The organism is Paenarthrobacter sp. PAE-2 (genome assembly GCF_026013155.1).
In the GTDB taxonomy this organism is placed as follows: Bacteria; Actinomycetota; Actinomycetes; order Actinomycetales; family Micrococcaceae; genus Arthrobacter; species Arthrobacter ureafaciens.
Genome location: NZ_JAPDNV010000002.1, coordinates 56,096 through 74,332, shown reverse-complemented (window position 1 = coordinate 74,332; position 18,237 = coordinate 56,096). Strand labels below are relative to the sequence as shown.

The 18,237-nt window shown below is 64.3% G+C and carries 17 protein-coding genes; 12 read left to right on the top strand and 5 right to left on the bottom strand.

Translation table 11 applies throughout. The features are described from left to right. Window positions 1-53 precede the first annotated feature (53 nt). Entirely contained in the window at window positions 54-785 is a 732-nt protein-coding gene (locus OCL88_RS01385) for an ABC transporter ATP-binding protein (protein WP_021472292.1), read from the top strand. Next, window positions 775-1,713 (top strand): ABC transporter permease, encoded by a 939-nt coding sequence (locus OCL88_RS01380; RefSeq protein ID WP_062097626.1) that lies wholly within the window; start codon window positions 775-777, stop codon window positions 1,711-1,713. The genes OCL88_RS01385 and OCL88_RS01380 overlap by 11 nt, the downstream gene beginning before the upstream one ends. A 236-nt stretch (window positions 1,714-1,949) precedes the next feature. On the opposite strand, the gene OCL88_RS01375 is transcribed toward OCL88_RS01380, so the two are convergent. Continuing rightward, entirely contained in the window at window positions 1,950-2,507 is a 558-nt protein-coding gene (locus OCL88_RS01375; protein ID WP_264961335.1) for a dihydrofolate reductase family protein, read from the bottom strand. Between the two features lie 82 nt (window positions 2,508-2,589). On the opposite strand from OCL88_RS01375, the gene OCL88_RS01370 reads away from it, so the two are divergent. From OCL88_RS01370 to OCL88_RS01335, 8 genes are all read left to right on the top strand, one after another. Continuing rightward, complete coding sequence (locus tag OCL88_RS01370; RefSeq protein ID WP_062097622.1) at window positions 2,590-2,994, top strand: VOC family protein; 405 nt, start codon at window positions 2,590-2,592, stop codon at window positions 2,992-2,994. Beyond that, window positions 2,991-3,284: a winged helix-turn-helix transcriptional regulator gene (locus OCL88_RS01365; protein WP_264961334.1), complete on the top strand. Its 294-nt coding sequence runs from the start codon at window positions 2,991-2,993 to the stop codon at window positions 3,282-3,284. The genes OCL88_RS01370 and OCL88_RS01365 overlap by 4 nt, the downstream gene beginning before the upstream one ends. A gap of 46 nt (window positions 3,285-3,330) precedes the next feature. Next, entirely contained in the window at window positions 3,331-3,567 is a 237-nt protein-coding gene (locus tag OCL88_RS01360) for a hypothetical protein (protein WP_264961333.1), read from the top strand. Window positions 3,568-3,799: 232 nt separating this feature from the next. Next, a complete protein-coding gene (locus tag OCL88_RS01355; RefSeq protein WP_264961332.1) occupies window positions 3,800-4,846 on the top strand; it encodes an LLM class flavin-dependent oxidoreductase in 1,047 nt (348 codons plus the stop codon). Between the two features lie 109 nt (window positions 4,847-4,955). Then, a complete protein-coding gene (locus tag OCL88_RS01350) occupies window positions 4,956-5,867 on the top strand; it encodes a glutaminase (protein WP_264961331.1) in 912 nt (303 codons plus the stop codon). Window positions 5,868-5,955: 88 nt separating this feature from the next. Further along, a complete protein-coding gene (gene cobA, locus OCL88_RS01345; protein WP_264961330.1) occupies window positions 5,956-7,218 on the top strand; it encodes a uroporphyrinogen-III C-methyltransferase in 1,263 nt (420 codons plus the stop codon). A 98-nt stretch (window positions 7,219-7,316) separates the two neighbouring features. Beyond that, window positions 7,317-8,783: an FAD-dependent oxidoreductase gene (locus tag OCL88_RS01340; protein ID WP_166183740.1), complete on the top strand. Its 1,467-nt coding sequence runs from the start codon at window positions 7,317-7,319 to the stop codon at window positions 8,781-8,783. A 127-nt stretch (window positions 8,784-8,910) separates the two neighbouring features. Next, window positions 8,911-10,305: an MBL fold metallo-hydrolase gene (locus OCL88_RS01335; protein WP_264961329.1), complete on the top strand. Its 1,395-nt coding sequence runs from the start codon at window positions 8,911-8,913 to the stop codon at window positions 10,303-10,305. Here the strand turns inward: OCL88_RS01335 and OCL88_RS01330 are convergent. The 3 genes from OCL88_RS01330 to OCL88_RS01320 form a co-directional block, all read right to left on the bottom strand. Next, window positions 10,297-10,980: a FadR/GntR family transcriptional regulator gene (locus tag OCL88_RS01330; protein WP_264961328.1), complete on the bottom strand. Its 684-nt coding sequence runs from the start codon at window positions 10,978-10,980 to the stop codon at window positions 10,297-10,299. The two genes, OCL88_RS01335 and OCL88_RS01330, sit on opposite strands and share 9 nt — an antisense overlap. Next, on the bottom strand, window positions 10,977-12,248 hold the full coding sequence (locus OCL88_RS01325; RefSeq protein WP_264961327.1) for an MFS transporter: 1,272 nt from the start codon (window positions 12,246-12,248) through the stop codon (window positions 10,977-10,979). Before OCL88_RS01325 ends, OCL88_RS01330 begins: the two co-directional genes overlap by 4 nt. Window positions 12,249-12,344: 96 nt before the next feature. Beyond that, window positions 12,345-13,787: a PucR family transcriptional regulator gene (locus OCL88_RS01320; protein ID WP_264961326.1), complete on the bottom strand. Its 1,443-nt coding sequence runs from the start codon at window positions 13,785-13,787 to the stop codon at window positions 12,345-12,347. Between the two features lie 145 nt (window positions 13,788-13,932). Here OCL88_RS01320 and OCL88_RS01315 point away from each other — a divergent pair, with 145 nt between their 5' ends. After that, the gene (locus tag OCL88_RS01315) at window positions 13,933-15,363 is read left to right on the top strand and encodes a gamma-aminobutyraldehyde dehydrogenase (protein ID WP_043427485.1); all 1,431 of its coding nucleotides are present in this window, start codon (window positions 13,933-13,935) and stop codon (window positions 15,361-15,363) included. Window positions 15,364-15,455: 92 nt separating this feature from the next. Continuing rightward, window positions 15,456-16,811 (top strand): 4-aminobutyrate--2-oxoglutarate transaminase, encoded by a 1,356-nt coding sequence (gene gabT, locus OCL88_RS01310; protein WP_243541265.1) that lies wholly within the window; start codon window positions 15,456-15,458, stop codon window positions 16,809-16,811. A 252-nt stretch (window positions 16,812-17,063) separates the two neighbouring features. Here the strand turns inward: gabT and rarD are convergent, their stop codons facing one another. Next, window positions 17,064-18,149: an EamA family transporter RarD gene (gene rarD / locus OCL88_RS01305; RefSeq protein ID WP_264961325.1), complete on the bottom strand. Its 1,086-nt coding sequence runs from the start codon at window positions 18,147-18,149 to the stop codon at window positions 17,064-17,066. Window positions 18,150-18,237 lie beyond the last annotated feature (88 nt).

Genomic DNA, 18,237 nt, shown 5'->3' with positions numbered 1-18,237 from the left:
GGAGCGGACCGGCTTCAGCTACATCCATCACAGCAACAACGAAGGACGGGACCATGCCAGTCGTACTGGAGAACCTGGGCAAACGCTTCGGTGACGGGGCTCCCGTCCTGGACGACGTCAACGCCACCATCGCCCAGGGTGAGTTCGTGGCCCTCCTCGGCGCGTCCGGCTGTGGCAAGTCCACCCTGCTGAACATCATCGCGGGACTGGAGCATCCGACGTCGGGCGCTCTGGAGGTCCCCAGTGACGGCGCGGCCTTCATGTTCCAGGACTCTGCGCTGTTCCCGTGGCTGACAGCCCGCGGCAACATCGAACTGGCGCTGCAGCTGGCGGACAAGTCTTCCAGCAAGGCCAGCCGTCGCGCCCGCGCCACCGAACTCCTTGAACTGGTGCACCTGGGTGGTGCCGGGGACAAGCGTCCGCACGAGTTGTCCGGTGGCATGCGGCAGCGGGTGGCGCTGGCACGATCCCTGGCCCAGGACCGGCAGGTATTGCTGATGGACGAGCCGTTCGCCGCCCTCGATGCCATTACCCGCGACCTCCTCCACGACGAGCTGGAGCGCATCTGGAAGGAAACCGGCCGCACCATCATCTTCGTCACGCACAACGTCCGCGAGGCCGTACGGCTGGGGCAGCGCGTCCTGCTCCTGTCCTCACGGCCCGGGCGGGTTGTTGCCGAGTGGGCTGTCACTGAAGAACACCGCACCGACGCCGGCCGGGCAGGGGAGCTGACCGGCGTCATCACCCGACGACTTCGCGAGGAGATCCGCCGCCATGCCAAGTAACCAGACCACTGAAGAGCGGACCCTCCCCGTGACCGATTCCAACCACATCACCTCCCCGTCCCTCAAGGGCAACCCCTCGGAATTGCGGGATCTCGAAGCCGGCTTGGACAACCTCCAGTCGGACACCTCCCGCAAGGCAGGAATCGACTGGAAGCGCGTCCTCCTTCCCGTCGCTGCCCTCGTGTTCCTCATCCTCGCCTGGCAGTTCTACGTTTCGCTGGAGCTCAAGCGGCGGGACCTGGTTCCCGGTCCCGTGGACGTCTTCAACCAGTTCCTCACGCTGTGGGGGGACGGCAAGCTCCAGGAATCGGTATGGACGTCGTTGCAGCGCGGGGTTGTCGGATTCCTCATCTCGGTTGTCATTGCGACTCCGGTGGGACTGATCCTTGCGCAGGTAGCTCCTTTGCGCCGTGCCTTCGGCCCCCTCATTTCCGGCCTGCAGGTGCTGCCGTCCGTGGCGTGGGTTCCGGCAGCCATCATCTGGTTCGGCCTCACTGACGCAACGGTGTACTTCGTGGTGTTCATGGGCGCGATCCCGTCCATCATCAACGGGCTGATCTCCGGTGTGGACCAGATCCCGCCGCAATACCGCAGCGTCGGAACCGTGCTGGGTGCCAACCGCCTGCAGATGGCATTGCAGATCGTCCTTCCGGCGGCACTCCCGGGCTACATCGGTGGTTTGAAGCAGGGGTGGGCGTTCTCGTGGCGTTCCCTCATGGCCGCTGAGATCATCGCGGTTGGTGGCACCATCGGCTTCGGGCTTGGCTCTTTGCTGGACCAGGGCCGGGTGTTGTCCGATATGACCGTGGTGATGTCCGCAATTCTGCTGATCCTGTTCGTGGGAATCCTGATCGAGCTCCTGGTCTTCGGGCCCATCGAGAAGCGCCTCCTGCAGCGCCGGGGGCTCCTGGCCGGCAGCTCCCGGTAGGTCTACCGCGCCTCCCGCGGGTTTTGGGGTATTCCTCTATCACGTCCCGCCCGTTGCGTTCTGCCGCGTCCGTGTGCGCCGGATGCTCCCGTTCCCGCTCGACGCACCCTTTCTTCGCCCGGAGCGCACCAGTTCGCGCCGGCCGCCCCCGAGGTTACGGGTGCGACCGGAGGAAACGGTTGCGACGCCGCCCCTTCCCTTGCCCGCCGACCCTTCCGCCGCCGTCGTGCGTAAACCTAAGCAGCCCGGCGGTAGTGCAGGGCGACAACTCCGTTGCTGAGCGGCTCTGCCGAGACCAATTCGAGGCGGCGGGTTCCGGGCAATCCGTCCTGGAAGAGGGTTGGGCCGTGGCCGGTGATCATAGGTTGAAGCAGGAATCTGTACTCATCTATCAGGTCCAGCCGGTCCAGTTCGGTGGCGAGTTTGCCGCTGCCGACCAGCACGCCGTCGGGAGTCCGGTCCTTAAGTCCCTGCACGGCCCCTTGTAGTTCGCCGGTCAGTTGGTGGCTGTTGGTCCATGGGAAGTCGGTGCGTGTTGCCGAGACGACGTACTTCGGTTTGCCTTCCAGCGTGACGGCCCAATCGCGGATGGCCGGTGGAGCTTCCACTTCGCCCCGGGCGACCGCAGGCCAGTAGGCCTCCATCAATTCGTAGGTGGTTCGGCCCCATAGCATGGCGCCGTTCTCCTCGAGAAGCCGGGTGAAGTAGGCATGAGTTTCGTCATCCGCGATGCCCTCCCGGTGGTCGATGCAACCGTCCAGAGTGACATTCATGCTGAAGGTTAGGAGCCCCATTGGCTGATTCTAGCCCCGCTGCGCCCATGCATTGACCCTTCCACCCTTGACGCCTTACTTGCATTTTGCAAGTATGGGGCGCATGAGCCTCTTCATCACCTGCCCCGTCGAAGACGTCGAGCGCGCAACTGCCTTTTACACAGCCCTTGGCTGGACCCTTAACCCCGAGATGTCGGACCACAGCGTGTCATGCTTCGCGATTGCGCCGGATCAATACGTCATGCTCGGCAGCCGCGAAATGTACGCCAGCGTCGGCGGCTCCGAGGAACTGATCGGCGGACCCGGGACGCCTTCGAAGGTCACGGTCTCGTTTGACCTTGGCAGCCGTGAAGCAGTCGACGAGTTGGTCGAGCGCGCCCGTGCCGCCGGCGGGCGGATCGGTGACACCGACGACTACCCATTCATGTACCAGCGCCAGTTTGATGACCCTGACGGATACCACTACTCGCCGTTTTGGATGAAGCCCGACGCCGATACGACTGAGTGAGCGATCTGGCCGGGGCGCTGGAACTTGTTGGAGCACGGTGGGCCCTGCTCATCGTGGAGCGGCTGCTCGACGGGCCGCAACGTTACGGGGACCTGCAGCGCGATCTTGGAATACCGACGAACATTCTCGCTACCCGCCTGCGCGAGCTCGAAGCGGCCGGAGTATTAAAGCGCCTGCCGCTCCGGCACAACACCCGTGCCTACGCGCTGACCGATCGCGGACTTGCCTTGCGCGAGGCAATCGTCGCACTGGGACGCTGGGGCAGCGAGGAGCCCAAGGCCGAACGGTGACTACGCGGCTCTTTACCGGGTACGTCCCGGGCAGGACACTGATTGAGTGAAACTCCATGAGTGGTGGCCCCGGGTCAGCCCCGAAACCCGAAACTGGCTGATCGCGCACAACGGGGAACCCCTGACCCCGCTGGTGACCAGCGAGATCATGTCCGCCACAGGAGGCGCCACGGAACCCGGGTGGTGGGCCGGCGACTCAGCAGACGGACCCCGCCTCACCGACGGCGCGGTGGACTGGATCGAAGCCATCGCCAACGGGGAGGATCCTCCGCCGGTCGCTTAGTAATGCCGCTCCCGACAAGGGCCACACGCTCTATCACATACCAACCCCTTCCCGGCTTTCCTCAATCACCTGGTGATAGAGGGATGCGAAAAAGGGGGCGTTACCTGATAGAGGGATGGGAAAAAGGGGGCGTTATGTGAGAGAGGGACGCGATAAAGGGAGTGTTATCTGATAGAGGGACGGGGGCGGGGCTGGGTGGAATGACCAGGCGCAGCCCGGCGTTGTGTTCGACATGCACAAGAAACGGATCGGGTTCCTCTCCTTCGGCCACTGGGCCCGCGTACCGGGTTCCCGCGTTCCCACCGCAGGCGAGGCGCTGAAGCAGGGAATTGAACTCGCGGTCGCCGCCGAGGAGGCAGGCATCGACGGCGCATTCTTCCGAGTGCACCACTTCGCCCGGCAGCAGGCCTCGCCTTTCCCGCTCCTGAGTGCCATTGCGGCACGCACCAGCCGGATCGAGATCGGTACCGGGGTGATTGATATGCGCTACGAGAACCCTCTTTATATGGCCGAGGAGGCAGCCGCCGCGGACCTCATCAGCGACGGCCGCCTGCAGCTCGGAGTGAGCCGTGGTTCACCCGAGCCCGCCCTCAACGGTGCCGCCAATTTTGGCTATGTCCCGGCAAACGGCGAAGACAGCGGTGACATGGCGCGGCGGCATACGGCATTGTTCCGCAAGGCCATCGCAGGACACGGGGTAGCCCAAGCGGATCCGCACTACGCCGGGGGAGCCACCGGGCTGTTGCCCATCCAGCCACAGTCGCCCGGTCTTCCGCAGCGGATATGGTGGGGCGCCGGCACGCGCAAGACGGCGGTCTGGGCGGCGGAACAGGGCATGAACCTGATGAGCTCAACGCTCCTGACCGAAGACACGGGCGTTCCCTTCGACCAGCTACAGGCCGAGCAGATCCAGATGTTCCGCAATGCATGGACCGAAGCCGGTCACGACTTTGAACCGCGGGTCTCTGTGAGCCGCAGCGTGATCCCCATCGTTGACGCCGAGGACAACCACTACTTTGGGCTCCGTGCACAGGCGGACCGCGAAGATCAGGTGGGCATTCTGGACGGTGCGTTGTCCCGCTTTGGCAAGAGCTACATCGGCGAACCGGAGCAACTGGCGGAAGAGCTCGCCCAGGACGCTGCGGTGCAGTCCGCCGACACCCTGCTGCTCACGGTTCCAAACCAGCTGGGTGTGGAATACAACGCCAAGCTCCTGAGCAATGTCGCCAAGCACATTGCGCCTGCTGTCGGCTGGACGCCTGCGGTCATGGGGGCCTAACCCCGAACCCCGGTAGAGTTGCTGGCTGTGCGCTCCCGAGGGAAGACCTCCGGCGCATCTGTATGCCCCTTCAATGAGGAGGGGGTTGACGAAGGCAGCAAAGGTAAAGATGGATATTCAGAATCTTCTCGAAGATATCGTCGGCGCGGTTCAACCACACGTCGGCCAGGGCCACGTCGCCGATTACATCCCTCAGCTCGGCGCAGTGGAACCGAACCAGTTCGGGATCTCACTGGTCACCAGGGAAGGTGACGTCTTCTCAGCCGGGGATGCCCACGTGGAGTTTTCCATTCAAAGTATCTCCAAGGTCTTTGCCCTGGCCTTGGTGCTGTCCAACGACGGCGATGGCATTTGGCAGCGCGTTTTCCGTGAGCCGTCCGGCAACCCCTTCAATTCACTTGTTCAGCTCGAGAGCGAGAACGGCATACCCCGCAACCCGTTCATCAACGCCGGAGCCATCGTCGTCACGGACAGGCTGCTGAGCCTGACCGGGAACGCTGCAGGAGCAGTGCGGGAGCTGATGCGGCGGGAATCCGGGAATGCCTCGGTAGATACCGACCACCGCGTGGCGGCGTCAGAGCTCGGCAGGGGACACAGGAACGCTTCCTTGGCCCACTTCCTGGCAAGTTGCGGCAACCTTGAAAACCCCGTGGAAGACGTCCTTGAGTCGTACGCCCAGCAGTGCGCGCTGTCCATGAGCTGTGAGGACCTGGCCCTTGCTGCCCGCTTCCTGGCGTCCAATGGACTTGGCGCCGACGGAACGCTGGTGCTTTCACCGGCCCAGACCAAACGGGTCAATGCGGTCATGCTGACGTGCGGTACCTATGACGCGGCGGGTGAGTTCGCCTACCGCGTCGGTCTGCCGGGCAAGAGCGGCGTCGGCGGCGGCATCGTGGCCGTGGTTCCCAACAAGTGTGCAATCACTGTGTGGAGCCCGGGCCTGGGAAGGTCCGGAAACTCGGTGGCAGGTGTGGCTGCACTGGACGAATTCACTACCCGTACCGGCTGGTCAGTGTTCTAGGAAACTGTTTGTGACGCCGCATTACCCAGCGTTACCGGGTGTGTCCGGCCCTTTGAAGCGTGTTACGGCGCCGCCCTACAGTTTTTTCATGGCAATACAGGACATCTATCCCACCGCACTGCGCCTTCTCGGCCGCCCGGTGCTGGTTGTGGGCGGCGGGCCCGTCGCGGCACGCCGCGCCAAGGGACTGCTCGACGCCGGTGCGAAAGTTACGGTGGTCGCTCCCGTTGCCTCCGAAAAACTCCGCGCCCTGGTGGATTCCGGGCTGCTCGCTTGGGAGCCCCGCGAGTACCGCACTGAAGACCTCGACGGCGTCTGGTTCGTTCAGACTGCAACGGGGACTGCCGTTGTGGACACCCGGGTAGCCGCCGACGCAGAGGCGCAGCGCATTTGGTGCGTCAACGCCTCCGACCACGAAGCTTCCGCTGCATGGACCCCGGCCGTGGCCGAGGTGGACGACGTCAAGATCGCCATCAACGCCGGGGGAGACCCGCGCCGTGCAATGGCCCTGCGCGACGCCGTTGCCACCGCCTTGGAAACGGGCGATCTTCCCCTGCGTCGCCATCGCAAGCCCGAAGACAAGGGTTCCGTGGCACTGATCGGGGGCGGACCTGGCGACTCGGGACTCATCACAGTCCGCGGTCGGCGCCTCCTGGGCCAGGCCGACGTCGTGGTTGCTGATCGTCTTGGACCGCGCCAGCTGCTGAAGGAGCTTGCCCCCGACGTCCGCATCATTGAGGTCGGCAAAACACCGGGCAACCATCCGGTTCCGCAGTTGGAGATCAACCGCATCCTCGTCGAGGAGGCCTTGAAGGGCAACCGGGTGGTCCGCCTCAAAGGCGGTGACCCCTATGTCCTGGGGCGCGGCGGTGAGGAAGCAGAATTCTGCCGGCAGAACGGCGTCGGGGTTGAAGTGGTGTCCGGCGTAACCTCCGCGATCTCCGTGCCTGCTGCCGCCGGCATTCCGGTCACGCACCGCGGACTGGCCAAGGGTTTCAGCGTCGTGACCGGCCATGAAGAGTTGTCCGAGGTCCCCGCGCGCCCGGACCATACTGTGGTGTTGCTCATGGGAGTGGCGCAACTGCGTGATTCTGCAGCGGCGCTGGCTGCCTCGGGTCTGCCTTTGGACACTCCAGTAGGTATCGTAGAAAAGGGCTATTTGCCGGAACAGCGCGTCACGATCGGCACGCTGGGTACCATCGCCGACCAAGCGGAAGCCGTTGGCGTGGCTAATCCAGCGGTCATTGTCATCGGCGATGTTGTCCGCGTCAGCCCCTTCGCCCCGGAACATTTCAAGACCGCTGACTACAGCACCATTACCCCCAACCGTCCCCGCGTCCGCACCAACTAGCCCCCGGCCCAACTAGGTAGCACTTAAGCACGTTTTGAGCCCTCAAAACGCGCACAATTGCGACTCAGTTGGGTGGACAGAGAAGAAGGAACACAGCCGTGTCAATTAGCACCCCCGTAGGTTCTGCGGACCGTCCGCTTCGCGTCGCCGTCATCGGCTCCGGCCCGGCCGGCGTGTACGCAGCTGACATCCTGACCAAGAGCGAGGCCGTCAAGAGCGGCGAGCTCAACGTCAGCATCGACCTCTTTGACCGTTACCCCGCCCCGTATGGCCTCATCCGTTACGGCGTCGCACCGGACCACCCCCGCATCAAGGGCATCGTTAACGCCCTCCACAAGGTGCTGGACCGCGGCGACATCCGCTTCTTCGGCAACGTTGACTACGGCACGGACCTCTCCATCGAGGACCTGCGCAAGCACTATGACGCCGTCATCTTCGCCACGGGCGCCATCAAGGACGCGGACCTGAACATCCCGGGCATCGAACTGGAAGGTTCGTTCGGCGGCGCCGACTTCGTTTCCTGGTACGACGGCCACCCGGACGTTCCCCGCGAGTGGCCGCTGGACGCCAAGGAAATCGCCGTCCTCGGAAACGGCAACGTGGCCCTGGATGTGGCCCGTGTCCTTTCCAAGCACGCCGATGACCTCCTGGTCACCGAAATCCCGGACAACGTCTACGCCGGCCTGAAGAACTCCCCGGTCACGGACGTCCACGTCTTCGGCCGCCGTGGCCCGGCACAGGTGAAGTTCACCCCGCTGGAACTGCGTGAACTGTCGCACTCCAAGGACGTGGACATCATCCTCTACGCCGAAGACTTCGAGTTCGACGAAGAGTCCGACCGCCAGATCCAGACGAACAACCAGACCAAGACCATGGTTGGAACGCTCACCAACTGGATCGCCGAGCAGCCCGAGGACCTCTCCGAGCTCACGGCTTCCCGCCGCCTCCACCTGCACTTCCTGCACAGCCCTGTGGAGATTGTCGATTCCCCGGAAACTCCGGGCAAGGTTGCCGGCATCAAGTTCGAGCGCACCGAGCTGGACGGCACGGGCAACGCCCGCGGCACCGGCGAGTTCATCGACTACCCGGTCCAGGCCGTGTACCGCGCCATCGGCTACTTCGGTTCCGCCCTGCCGGACGTCGAGTTCGACCACAAGAAGGGCGTCATCACCAACGACGGCGGCCGCGTCCTGGACGCTGACGGCCAGCACGTTCCGGGCCTCTACGCCACGGGTTGGATCAAGCGTGGTCCTGTGGGCCTGATCGGCCACACCAAGGGTGACGCCTTGGAGACGGTCACCTACCTGCTCGAGGACCGCGAAAACCTGCCGTTCGCCGAGGTTCCCGAAGCCGACGCAGTGGTGGAACTCCTGGAGGCCCGCGACGTGAAGTTCACCAGCTGGGAAGGCTGGCTGGCACTGGATGCCCACGAGCTCGCCCTCGGCGCAGCAGCCACCGAAGCCGGCGGCTCGCACGGTGTGGAGGTTACTCGTGAGCGCATCAAGGTTGTGCCGCGAGAGGACATGGTGGACATTTCCCGCGACGGAGTTTCCGCGCAGGTCTAAAGAACAGGTCTAACGCACAGGTCTGAAGCTCGCTGATTCAGCGGGGCCACTCTGGTCGGGTGGCCCCGCTGTTGGCCTTAAAGCCCTCTTGAAGCTCTCCCAACGCACCGCGGCGGTACCCTGAATCATGGACGTCGTCGTCATCGAAACGCCCCAATTGGGTGACCGCACCTACCTCGTCCACGACGGCTCAGTTGCGTTGGTGATCGACCCCCAGCGCGACACCGACCGCGTGGAGGAAGCCGCACGGGTGGCGGGTGTCCGTATCACGCATGTGGCCGAAACCCATCTCCACAACGATTACGTCACCGGGGGCCTGGTCCTCGCCGGGAAGCTCGGGGCCGAGTACCTGGTCAACGATGCGGACAACGTCTCCTTCAACCGTTCTCCGGTCTCCGACGGGCACGTGCTGCAGGTGGGCAGGCTCACCGTGCGCGTGGTCGCCACGCCGGGACACACCCACACGCACCTGGCGTACGTGGTGCGGGAGGACACGCACGACGGCGGCACGGAGGCCGTGTTTTCCGGCGGCAGCTTACTTTATGGCTCGGTGGGGCGGACGGACCTCGTCTCTCCCGAGGACACCGCGACCTTGGCCCACGCTCAGTACTCGTCGGTGCGGAAGCTGGTGTCATCAGCTGCTCCGGAGGCTGCGCTGTATCCGACCCATGGCTTTGGATCGTTCTGCTCCATTGGACCGGCGAGCCGTGCGAATGCTTCCACCCTCGCGGAGCAGTCTGCGTCCAACCACGCCCTGACGGACCCGAGCGAGGAACATTTTGTGGCCGAGCTCTTGGAGAACATCACCGCCTACCCTGCCTACTACGCCCACATGAGCCCGCTCAATGCTGCGGGTCCGGGTCCTGCGGATTTGAGTGTTCCGAACTCGGTGGACCCGGAAGAACTCGGCCGACGGCTCGGCTCGGGGGAGTGGGTGGTGGATCTCCGGCACCGGATAGCCTTCGCGCACGACCACTTGAACGGCAGTGTGGGGTTCGAATACGGGAACGGCTCCAACTTCACCAGCTACCTCGGCTGGGTTATTCCGTGGAACCAACCTTTGACGCTGTTGGGATCACGTACCGACGTCGAAAAGGCGATCCGCGATCTGGCGAGGATCGGCATCGACAGCCCGGATGCCGCCGTCGGGCTTGAGGGGGTCGCCTGCAACGGGCTCAGCAGGCTTGCCCCGGGCGTCCCGCACTCCTCCTATCCGCACGGCGACTGGTCCGTGTTGTTGAGGGAGAGGCAGCCGGGGGACGTGGTCCTGGATGTGCGCAGGCCGGACGAATACAAGGCGTCGCACGTGGATGGTGCCATCAACGTTCCGGTGTATGAGCTGCTGCGGCGGATGGACGGATTGCCGCAGGCCAGGATCTGGGTGCATTGTGCCACGGGGTACCGGGCAAGCGTGGCCGCGAGCTTGTTGGACCGGGCAGACCGCGACGTGGTGCTGGTTGATGCCAGGTACCGGGATGCTGCGGCGGCAGGAGTCCCGCTCAGCCGGCAGGAGTCAGTCTGACGGGCTCTTGTCAGCGCAGAAGTCCAGATTCCGGTAGACGGTAGCTACAGCGGCTTCCGGATCACGGGTTTCGATGGCCTCCACCAGTTGGTCGTGGCCTTCGGTGGGCAAACCGTTGAAACCGTCGTTGCGCTGCTGACGGAGGAGATCGTTGTGGAACACGCCCCCGAACGACGCGTACAACTGATGAAGCAACGGATTGCCGGAAGCCTTGGCCACGCACTCGTGAAATTCCCAGTCGGCACGGGCCCACGCGGCGTAATCCCCGGAATTCCAGGAATCATGCCGGACGGACAGGAGCCGACGCATCTCGGCAATGTCCCCGGCAGTGGCGTGCTTGGTTGCCAGCCGGGCCGCTTGGGTGTCCAGGCCGAGCCGGACTTCCACGATGTGTTCCTGCGTGTGCTCGCGGTAGATCCGCTGGGCAGCACCGAGGATCTCGCTGTTGGCCCGCACATAGGTGCCGTCGCCGCGGCGGACTTCCAGCATGCCGGTGTGGGCCAGTGCCTTGATGGCTTCGCGCAGCGTTCCGCGGGAGACGCCGAGGGTGGCCATCAGCTCAGGTTCGGCGGGGATCCGCTCCTGCAAGGGCCATTCGCCGGACTTGATCATGTCCCGCAGCTTGGCAGTAACCTCGTCGGCGAGGACCGGTCGGTGCGACGGGGTGAGGGTCATGCCGTCCTCGCTTGGGTCTTGGTGGTTCGCTTGCTCGTCAACATGTGACTGGTGACCATGAGCCCCAGCGCCACCAGGGACAGCAGGCTCATCGGCAATACCCAACCGCCGGTCACGCTGTGGAGGAGCCCCATCCCGAACGGTCCGATTGCCGCTATCAAGTATCCCAAAGACTGGGCGATGGTGGAGAGCGCGGTGGTTTCCGCCGTCGAACGACCGCTCCGGCTGATAATCACCAAAACCAGCGGGAAGATGCCCAACCCGAATCCGAACAGGATCGCGGGAATCACAGCCAACGACGTCGGCAGCCACACCATGGCGGCGATGGCCAACAGGGTGGAGCTGCTGGCCGTATACAAGGCAGGCCGCAGCATTCCGGGCCGGGAGCCGAAGGCAAGGAGGATCATGCCCGACGCCACGGAAACCAGTTGCATGACGCCGAACTGCACGCCGCTCTCCGAAGCGCTGAGGCCCTGGGACGTCAGCATGTACGCAAACCAGCTCATGACCGCGTAGGCCAGGAAGGCCTGGAACGTGAAGATGGCGGTGATGAGGATGCCGAGCCGGGTGCGGAGCAGGGGAAGCATGGGCACGCGCGGCTGATCGGTCTCGGTGGAGTTGCGGTGGTTGTGCAGGACCACGGGCAGGAATCCGAGCAGGGCAGCCACGCCGAGGAGGCCCCACGCGGCAAGGCCCATGGACGGCGACCCGAGCTGCTGGGCCAGGGGAACGCTGATGACGGCGGCAAAAGTGGCACCGCCGGACATGGTGAACGTATAGAGGCCCGTCATAATGGAGGTCCGGTCCGAGTAGTGTTCGCGGATCAGGGACGGCATGGCCACGTTGCAGACGGCCAGGCCGGACATTGCGAGCACTGTGCCTCCAAGGAGCGCGCCCGTGAACGGCACGGCACGGACCAGGAGGCCGGCGGCAAGGAGCGCCAGCGCAATGAAGATGGCCTTTTCCACGCCAACGCGCCGGGTGAGCCACGACGTTCCGAGACCCGCCACGGCAAAGCAGAGCAGCGGAATGGAGGGAAGGATGGAGGCCACCAGGGCGCCGTATCCGAGGACCTGTTGCAGGTCATGGAAGAGCGCGGCGGCGCTGGTGATGCCGGCCCGAAGGTTGAGCCCGATGAGCACGACGGCGATGATCCCAAGTACGACGACGACCCTGGACTTCGGCGCGCTGCCCTGCTTGGAAGCGGCAGCGGCGGGGGAGATCGTAGGGATGTTTCCTGTCGTTGTCGTAATCGGTGTCGTCGCCATGTTTAAAGGTTAGACGTTTGACGTCTAACGTAAAGAGTTCTGTGGTGAAACTCTCCTGCGACGAAAAGCGAAGCTGCGGAACCGCCGTCGTGCCTCCTACCGGGGGTTGCGGGCACCCAGCCGCTGCACCGCGAGGGCCAGCCACAGCTGAACGCGGTCCTGCGTCTGCGAGGGGTCGTACCCCGTGAGCTCCGTGATCTGGGCAAGCCGGTAGCGCACGGTATTGCGGTGCAGGGTCAGCGCCTCGGCAACGGCTGCAACTGAGCCGTTGTGGTTCAGGTAGCTCTCGAGGGTGGCCACGAGTTCAGAGCCGTGGGCGGCGTCGAACTTCCGCAGGGGAGTGAGCGACTCACTCGCCATGTCAGCCAAGGGAACATCTTCGCTGGCCAGCAGGAGCGAGGTGAGGCTCAGGCGCTCCGGCTCATTGACCGGCAAGCCGTGCGCCACGGCGTCGCGCGCTTCGAAGTAGCTCCAGCGCAGGCCGTTCGGCTTCGTGTATGCCCCGCCGATGCCGATCACGGCGTGGATCCCCGCCTCCTGCAAGTGGTCGCTGAGGCTCCTCGCGAGTGCGGTGGCCGAGCTGCCGTCGTCGCTGATCACGGTCACCAGGTCCTTACCGACGACGGCGCTGACGCCACCTTCCAGGGACTGGGGCAGGGAAATGGAGACCAGTTGTTTGTGATGGGCCGCGGATTCAGCAACCAGCACCACGTTCTTCCGTGTGCTGTTGATGCCCACCCCCGCCAGGCGCCGTGCTGCCTCAATGGTGTCCAGGGTTCCGTGGATGACGTCGTCCAGCACCTGCCCGGCCATGGCACGCTGGGCCTGGCGTTGCTTGACCATGTTGTTCAGTTCAACGCTGATGAGGTTCTGGGCGTAGCTGACGATCCCGGAATCGATGAAGGGCTGACGCAACCACAGCGTGCAGGCATCCCGGCGGCCGGTGGGGATCGGGTACGACGCCCACCCTTCGGCCGTCGGCGCCGGCTTCCCGGGGACGCTGTTGTAGAGCTGGGCGCTGAACTGGGTGAGGACCACATCCGTGCGCAGCATGCTGCCCAGTTGCTTCAACAGCTCGGCGAGGCCGCCCCCGGTGAGCAGCGCGCGGGCAAGGATCTGGTGACCGGCGAGCAGGCGTTCGAGGTTGGAGTAGTGGTCCGCCGAATGGGACTCGGCAACCAGCTTGCCGATGGCGATGAACGGGATCTCGTAGGGGACCTCCACCAAGGGCAGTCCCCAGCGGTTGGCTTCCGCGATGAGAGGCTCGGGAACGGACTCGTGCGTGAGGCCCGTGCCGAAACCGATGCCTACGGCGCCCGCCCGCTGGACCTGGCGCACAAAGCGGCGCTGGTCGGACGCACTCTTGAGCCGGAGGCCCGTGGTGAGGACCAGTTCCCCGCCGCTGAGGAAACGCTGCGGGTCTTCAAGCTCCGTCACGGCAACCCAGCTGATGTCCTGGTTCCACGTAGTTTCCGCCAGCCCTGTTTTGCGGAGTTTCAGGGAGGGGACAGCAACGAGTGAAGCGAGGGTGATGGCCATGCTGAAAGGATAACCCGGCGCTGGTCAAGCGCACTAAGCGCCAGCGTCGTCTGTGTGCAGTTGGCTATTCCTTGGTGCACCCCTCTGGAATAGGCTCTGATCAGCTAAAAAGCCATGCCAACACACCGAAAGAGGGTTGCACACCGTGGTTCAAACCTTGCAGAACTTCATCAACGGCGAGTTCGTCACGCCGTCAGGTACGGGTCTCCTGGACATCGTCAACCCTGCCACCGGGGATGTCGTGGCCAAGTCTCCCGTTTCGGTGCAGGCAGATGTTGACGCTGCCATGTCCGCAGCCAGCGAGGCTTTCAAGACCTGGAAGCACGTCACGCCGGGACAGCGTCAGCTCATGCTGCTCAAGCTGGCTGACGCCATCGAGGCCAACAGCGACGAACTCGTTGAAGCCCAGCACCGCAACACCGGTCAGGTCCGTTCCCTCATCGCGTCCGAGGAAGTTGCTGCCGGCGCCGACCAGCTGCGCTTTTTTGCCGGTGCGGCACGTCTCCTGGAAGGGAAGTCCGCCGGTGAGTACTTCGAGGGCCACACTTCCTACGTGCGCCGCGAGCCCATCGGCGTCGTAGCCCAGGTTGCTCCGTGGAATTACCCGTTCCTCATGGCCATCTGGAAGATCGGCCCCGCCCTGGCTGCAGGCAACACGGTAGTCCTGAAGCCCTCCGACACCACCCCGGAATCCACCTTGGTCCTGGCACGCCTGGCAGGGGAGATCTTCCCGGCCGGCGTGCTCAACGTGGTCCTGGGCACCGGTGAGACCGGCGCGATGATGGTGGAGCACAAGGTTCCCGGACTGGTGTCCATCACCGGTTCCGTACGCGCAGGCATTGCCGTGGCCAGTGGCGCCGCGAAGGGCCTCAAGCGCGCGCACCTGGAACTGGGTGGCAAGGCCCCGGCCATCGTCTTCAAGGACGCCGACATCAAGAAGAGCGCCGCGGCCATCGCGGAATTCGCCTTCTTCAACGCCGGCCAGGACTGCACGGCCATCACCCGCGTGCTCATCGAGGACGAGATCCACGACGACATGGTTGCCGCCTTGGTGGAGCACACCAAGACCCTCCAGACCGGCTCGCAGAACGACGAAGACAACTACTTCGGCCCGCTCAACAACGTCAACCACTTCAACGCAGTGACCTCCGTGGTGGAGAACCTCCCGGCGCACTGCAGGATCGAAACCGGTGGACACCGTGCAGGGGAGAAGGGCTTCTTCTTCGAGCCCACCATCATTTCCGGGGCCAAGCAGAGCGATGACATCGTCCAGAAGGAAACGTTCGGGCCCGTCATCACCGTCCAGAAGTTCAGCTCCGAAGCCGAGGCCCTCGAACTGGCCAACGACGTCGAATACGCCCTGGCTTCCAGCGTCTGGACCACCGACCACGGCACGGCCATGCGCATGAGCCGAGACCTCGACTTCGGTGCCGTGTGGATCAACACCCACATCCTCCTGACCGCAGAGATGCCGCACGGTGGCTTCAAACAGTCCGGCTACGGCAAGGACCTCTCCATGTACGGCGTGGAGGACTACACACGCATCAAGCACGTCATGAGTGCACTCGACGCATAAGTCAGCCGCCCGGCCCCCACTCTCCAACCTCGCTCCGCGCCGGCCTGTAACCTTGCCGGCGCGCGCCGCAATCAACAAAGAAGGACATTCCCATGACCGCAACTGCGAACGAACTCTCGTACCGCATCGAGCAGAAGCGCAACATCAACGGCACGTTCCCCGGCCCCAAGTCGCAGGCACTGGCTGAGCGCCGCTCCGCCGTCGTTGCTGCCGGCGTGGCTTCCGGCGTTCCCGTCTACGTAGAAGACGCCGACGGCGGCATCATCCGCGACGTCGACGGCAACTCTTTCGTCGACCTCGGCTCGGGCATCGCCGTCACCAGCGTCGGCGCTTCCGATCCTGCCGTCGTCGCCGCAGTCCAGGAAGCCGCCGCGCACTTCACGCACACCTGCTTCATGGTGACGCCCTACGAAGGCTACGTCGCAGTCGCCGAGCAACTGAACCGCCTCACCCCGGGCGACCACGCCAAGCGCACCGTGCTCTTCAACTCCGGCGCGGAAGCCGTGGAAAACGCCATCAAGGTTGCCCGCCTGGCTACCGGCCGCGACGCCGTCGTTGCTTTCGACCACGCCTACCACGGCCGCACCAACCTGACCATGGCACTGACCGCCAAGGCAATGCCGTACAAGACCAACTTCGGACCGTTCGCGCCCGAGGTCTACCGCATGCCCATGAGCTACCCGTTCCGTGAAGAGAACCCGGAAATCACGGGTGCCGAGGCTGCCAAGCGCGCCATCACCGCGATCGAGAAGCAGATCGGCGGCGACCAGGTTGCCGCGATCATCATCGAACCCATCCAGGGTGAGGGCGGCTTCATCGTCCCGGCCGAAGGCTTCCTGCCGGCGCTGTCCGCATGGGCCAAGGAAAAGGGCATCGTCTTCATCGCCGACGAGGTCCAGTCCGGTTTCTGCCGTACCGGTGAATGGTTCGCCGTCGACCACGAGGGTGTTGTTCCGGACATCATCACCATGGCCAAGGGTATCGCCGGTGGCATGCCGCTGTCCGCGATCACCGGCCGCGCCGACCTCCTCGACGCCGTCCACCCGGGCGGTCTCGGCGGTACCTACGGTGGCAACCCGGTTGCGTGTGCAGCAGCACTGGCAGCAATCACCACCATGGAGGAGCACGATCTCAACGGCCGTGCCCGCCACATCGAGGAACTGGCCTTGGGCAAGCTCCGCGAACTGGCCTCCGAAACGTCCGTGGTGGGCGACATCCGTGGCCGCGGCGCAATGCTGGCCATCGAGCTTGTTCAGCCCGGCTCCAAGGAACCGAACGCTGAGCTCACCAAGGCTGTTGCGGCCGCTTGCCTCAAGGAAGGCGTCATCATCCTGACCTGCGGTACCTACGGCAACGTCATCCGCCTGCTCCCGCCGCTGGTGATCAGCGATGACCTGCTGCTGGATGGTCTGGAAGTACTCGCGAACGCCGTCAAGGCCAACGCATAAGGTCTGTTTGTACAAAAAAGCAGGGCCGGGGAGCTGGAATGCACCCCGGCCCTGCTTTTTGCGTGTCTGCCGCGTTCACCGTGTTCGCCGTGTTCGCCGCAACGCTGCTTGTTCGTATGGAAGGCTCCGGCGACGCAGCAGGTTTGCAGCGAACACGGGCACCTGTCCGTCGACGTCGTGGGAAGCCTGCTTGTTCGTATGGAAGGCTCCGGCGACGCAGCAGGTTTGCAGCGAACCCGGCGCAACCCTCCGCTACACCTCCGCGAGCCGGGCCTTTTTCCGCAGCGCCGAGTTCTTCCGGGAGGTCCGGAGCATGTCGATGGTCAGCAGGATCAGGGCCAGCCAGACCACGCAGAAGCCGATCCACCGGGCCGTGGTCATGGCTTCGTTGAACACCGTCAGTGCCACGATGAACTGCAGAACCGGGGCAAAGTACTGCAGCAGGCCGATGGTGGTCATGGGCAGGCGGCGTGCTGAGGCGCCAAAGAACAGCAGCGGTACAGCAGTGATGATGCCCGAAGCGAGAATGAGCCAGAAGTGTGCGGGTCCTTCGGTGGTGAGCGTTGCCATCCCCGTGGCCCCAAGGACCACCATGGTGATGGCCGCGAACGGTGCCAATACCACTGTTTCGACTGAAAGGCTGGTCAGGGCGTCCACCCGTGGTCCGACCCTCTTCTTTACGAAGCCGTACAGGCCGAAGCTGAAAGCCAGCAGGAGCGCAATCCACGGCAGTTGGCCATAGGAGAAAGTCAGCACACCCACAGCAACGAAGCCGATGCCCACTGCGGCCCACTGGAGCGGACGCAGCTTTTCCTTCAACACGAAGACGCCCAGCAGCACGGAAACCAGCGGGTTGATGAAGTATCCGAGCGACGTCTCCACGGCGTGGCCGGTAGTGACGCCGAAAGTGTAGGTGAGCCAGTTGATGGCAATGAGGGCGGCTGCCAGGGCCAGGGGTCCCATGATGGTGCGGTCCTTCATCGCCGAGCCGAAGACCCGCCAGGCCCGGGTGATGGTGATCAGAAGCGCGCAGAAAACCAGGGACCATACCACCCGGTTGGCCACGATCTCGATGGCTCCCGCGGGCTGCAGCACAAAGAAGTAGAGGGGGAGCAGGCCCCACAAGCCGTACGCGCCGATGCCGAACAACACACCCGTGGTGGTTTCGCTCCGAACCGGCTTAACCAAAGAACCGCCGCCGCTGCTACCGCCGGAACCGCCGGTGCCGCCCCCGGGTGCCGTCGTCGTGGGCTGGGTTGAAGCGGTGGAGGCTGCGGAGATCTGCTCGGGTGTGGACACAATGTGCCCAACATCCCTGCCGTCTGCAATATTCCGCAATATAGACAGCGAATTGAGGAAATCCTGTGACTCCTGCCATATGGGCGGGCGCGGGTAAGGTCGGTATCTAGAATTGGAAACCTGCGTC

Excerpts from the sequence above, each read along its gene's own strand:
- OCL88_RS01370 (WP_062097622.1), top strand. The coding sequence starts at position 2,590 with ATGAGCCTCTTCATCACCTGCCCCGTCGAAGACGTCGAGCGCGCAACT.
- OCL88_RS01320 (WP_264961326.1), bottom strand. The coding sequence starts at position 13,787 with ATGGCCATCACCCTCGCTTCACTCGTTGCTGTCCCCTCCCTGAAACTC.
- OCL88_RS01330 (WP_264961328.1), bottom strand. The coding sequence starts at position 10,980 with ATGACCCTCACCCCGTCGCACCGACCGGTCCTCGCCGACGAGGTTACT.
- cobA (WP_264961330.1), top strand. The coding sequence starts at position 5,956 with ATGGCAATACAGGACATCTATCCCACCGCACTGCGCCTTCTCGGCCGC.
- gabT (WP_243541265.1), top strand. The coding sequence starts at position 15,456 with ATGACCGCAACTGCGAACGAACTCTCGTACCGCATCGAGCAGAAGCGC.
- OCL88_RS01350 (WP_264961331.1), top strand. The coding sequence starts at position 4,956 with ATGGATATTCAGAATCTTCTCGAAGATATCGTCGGCGCGGTTCAACCA.
- OCL88_RS01355 (WP_264961332.1), top strand. The coding sequence starts at position 3,800 with ATGCACAAGAAACGGATCGGGTTCCTCTCCTTCGGCCACTGGGCCCGC.
- OCL88_RS01385 (WP_021472292.1), top strand. The coding sequence starts at position 54 with ATGCCAGTCGTACTGGAGAACCTGGGCAAACGCTTCGGTGACGGGGCT.
- OCL88_RS01325 (WP_264961327.1), bottom strand. The coding sequence starts at position 12,248 with ATGGCGACGACACCGATTACGACAACGACAGGAAACATCCCTACGATC.
- OCL88_RS01335 (WP_264961329.1), top strand. The coding sequence starts at position 8,911 with ATGGACGTCGTCGTCATCGAAACGCCCCAATTGGGTGACCGCACCTAC.
- OCL88_RS01380 (WP_062097626.1), top strand. The coding sequence starts at position 775 with ATGCCAAGTAACCAGACCACTGAAGAGCGGACCCTCCCCGTGACCGAT.
- OCL88_RS01375 (WP_264961335.1), bottom strand. The coding sequence starts at position 2,507 with ATGGGGCTCCTAACCTTCAGCATGAATGTCACTCTGGACGGTTGCATC.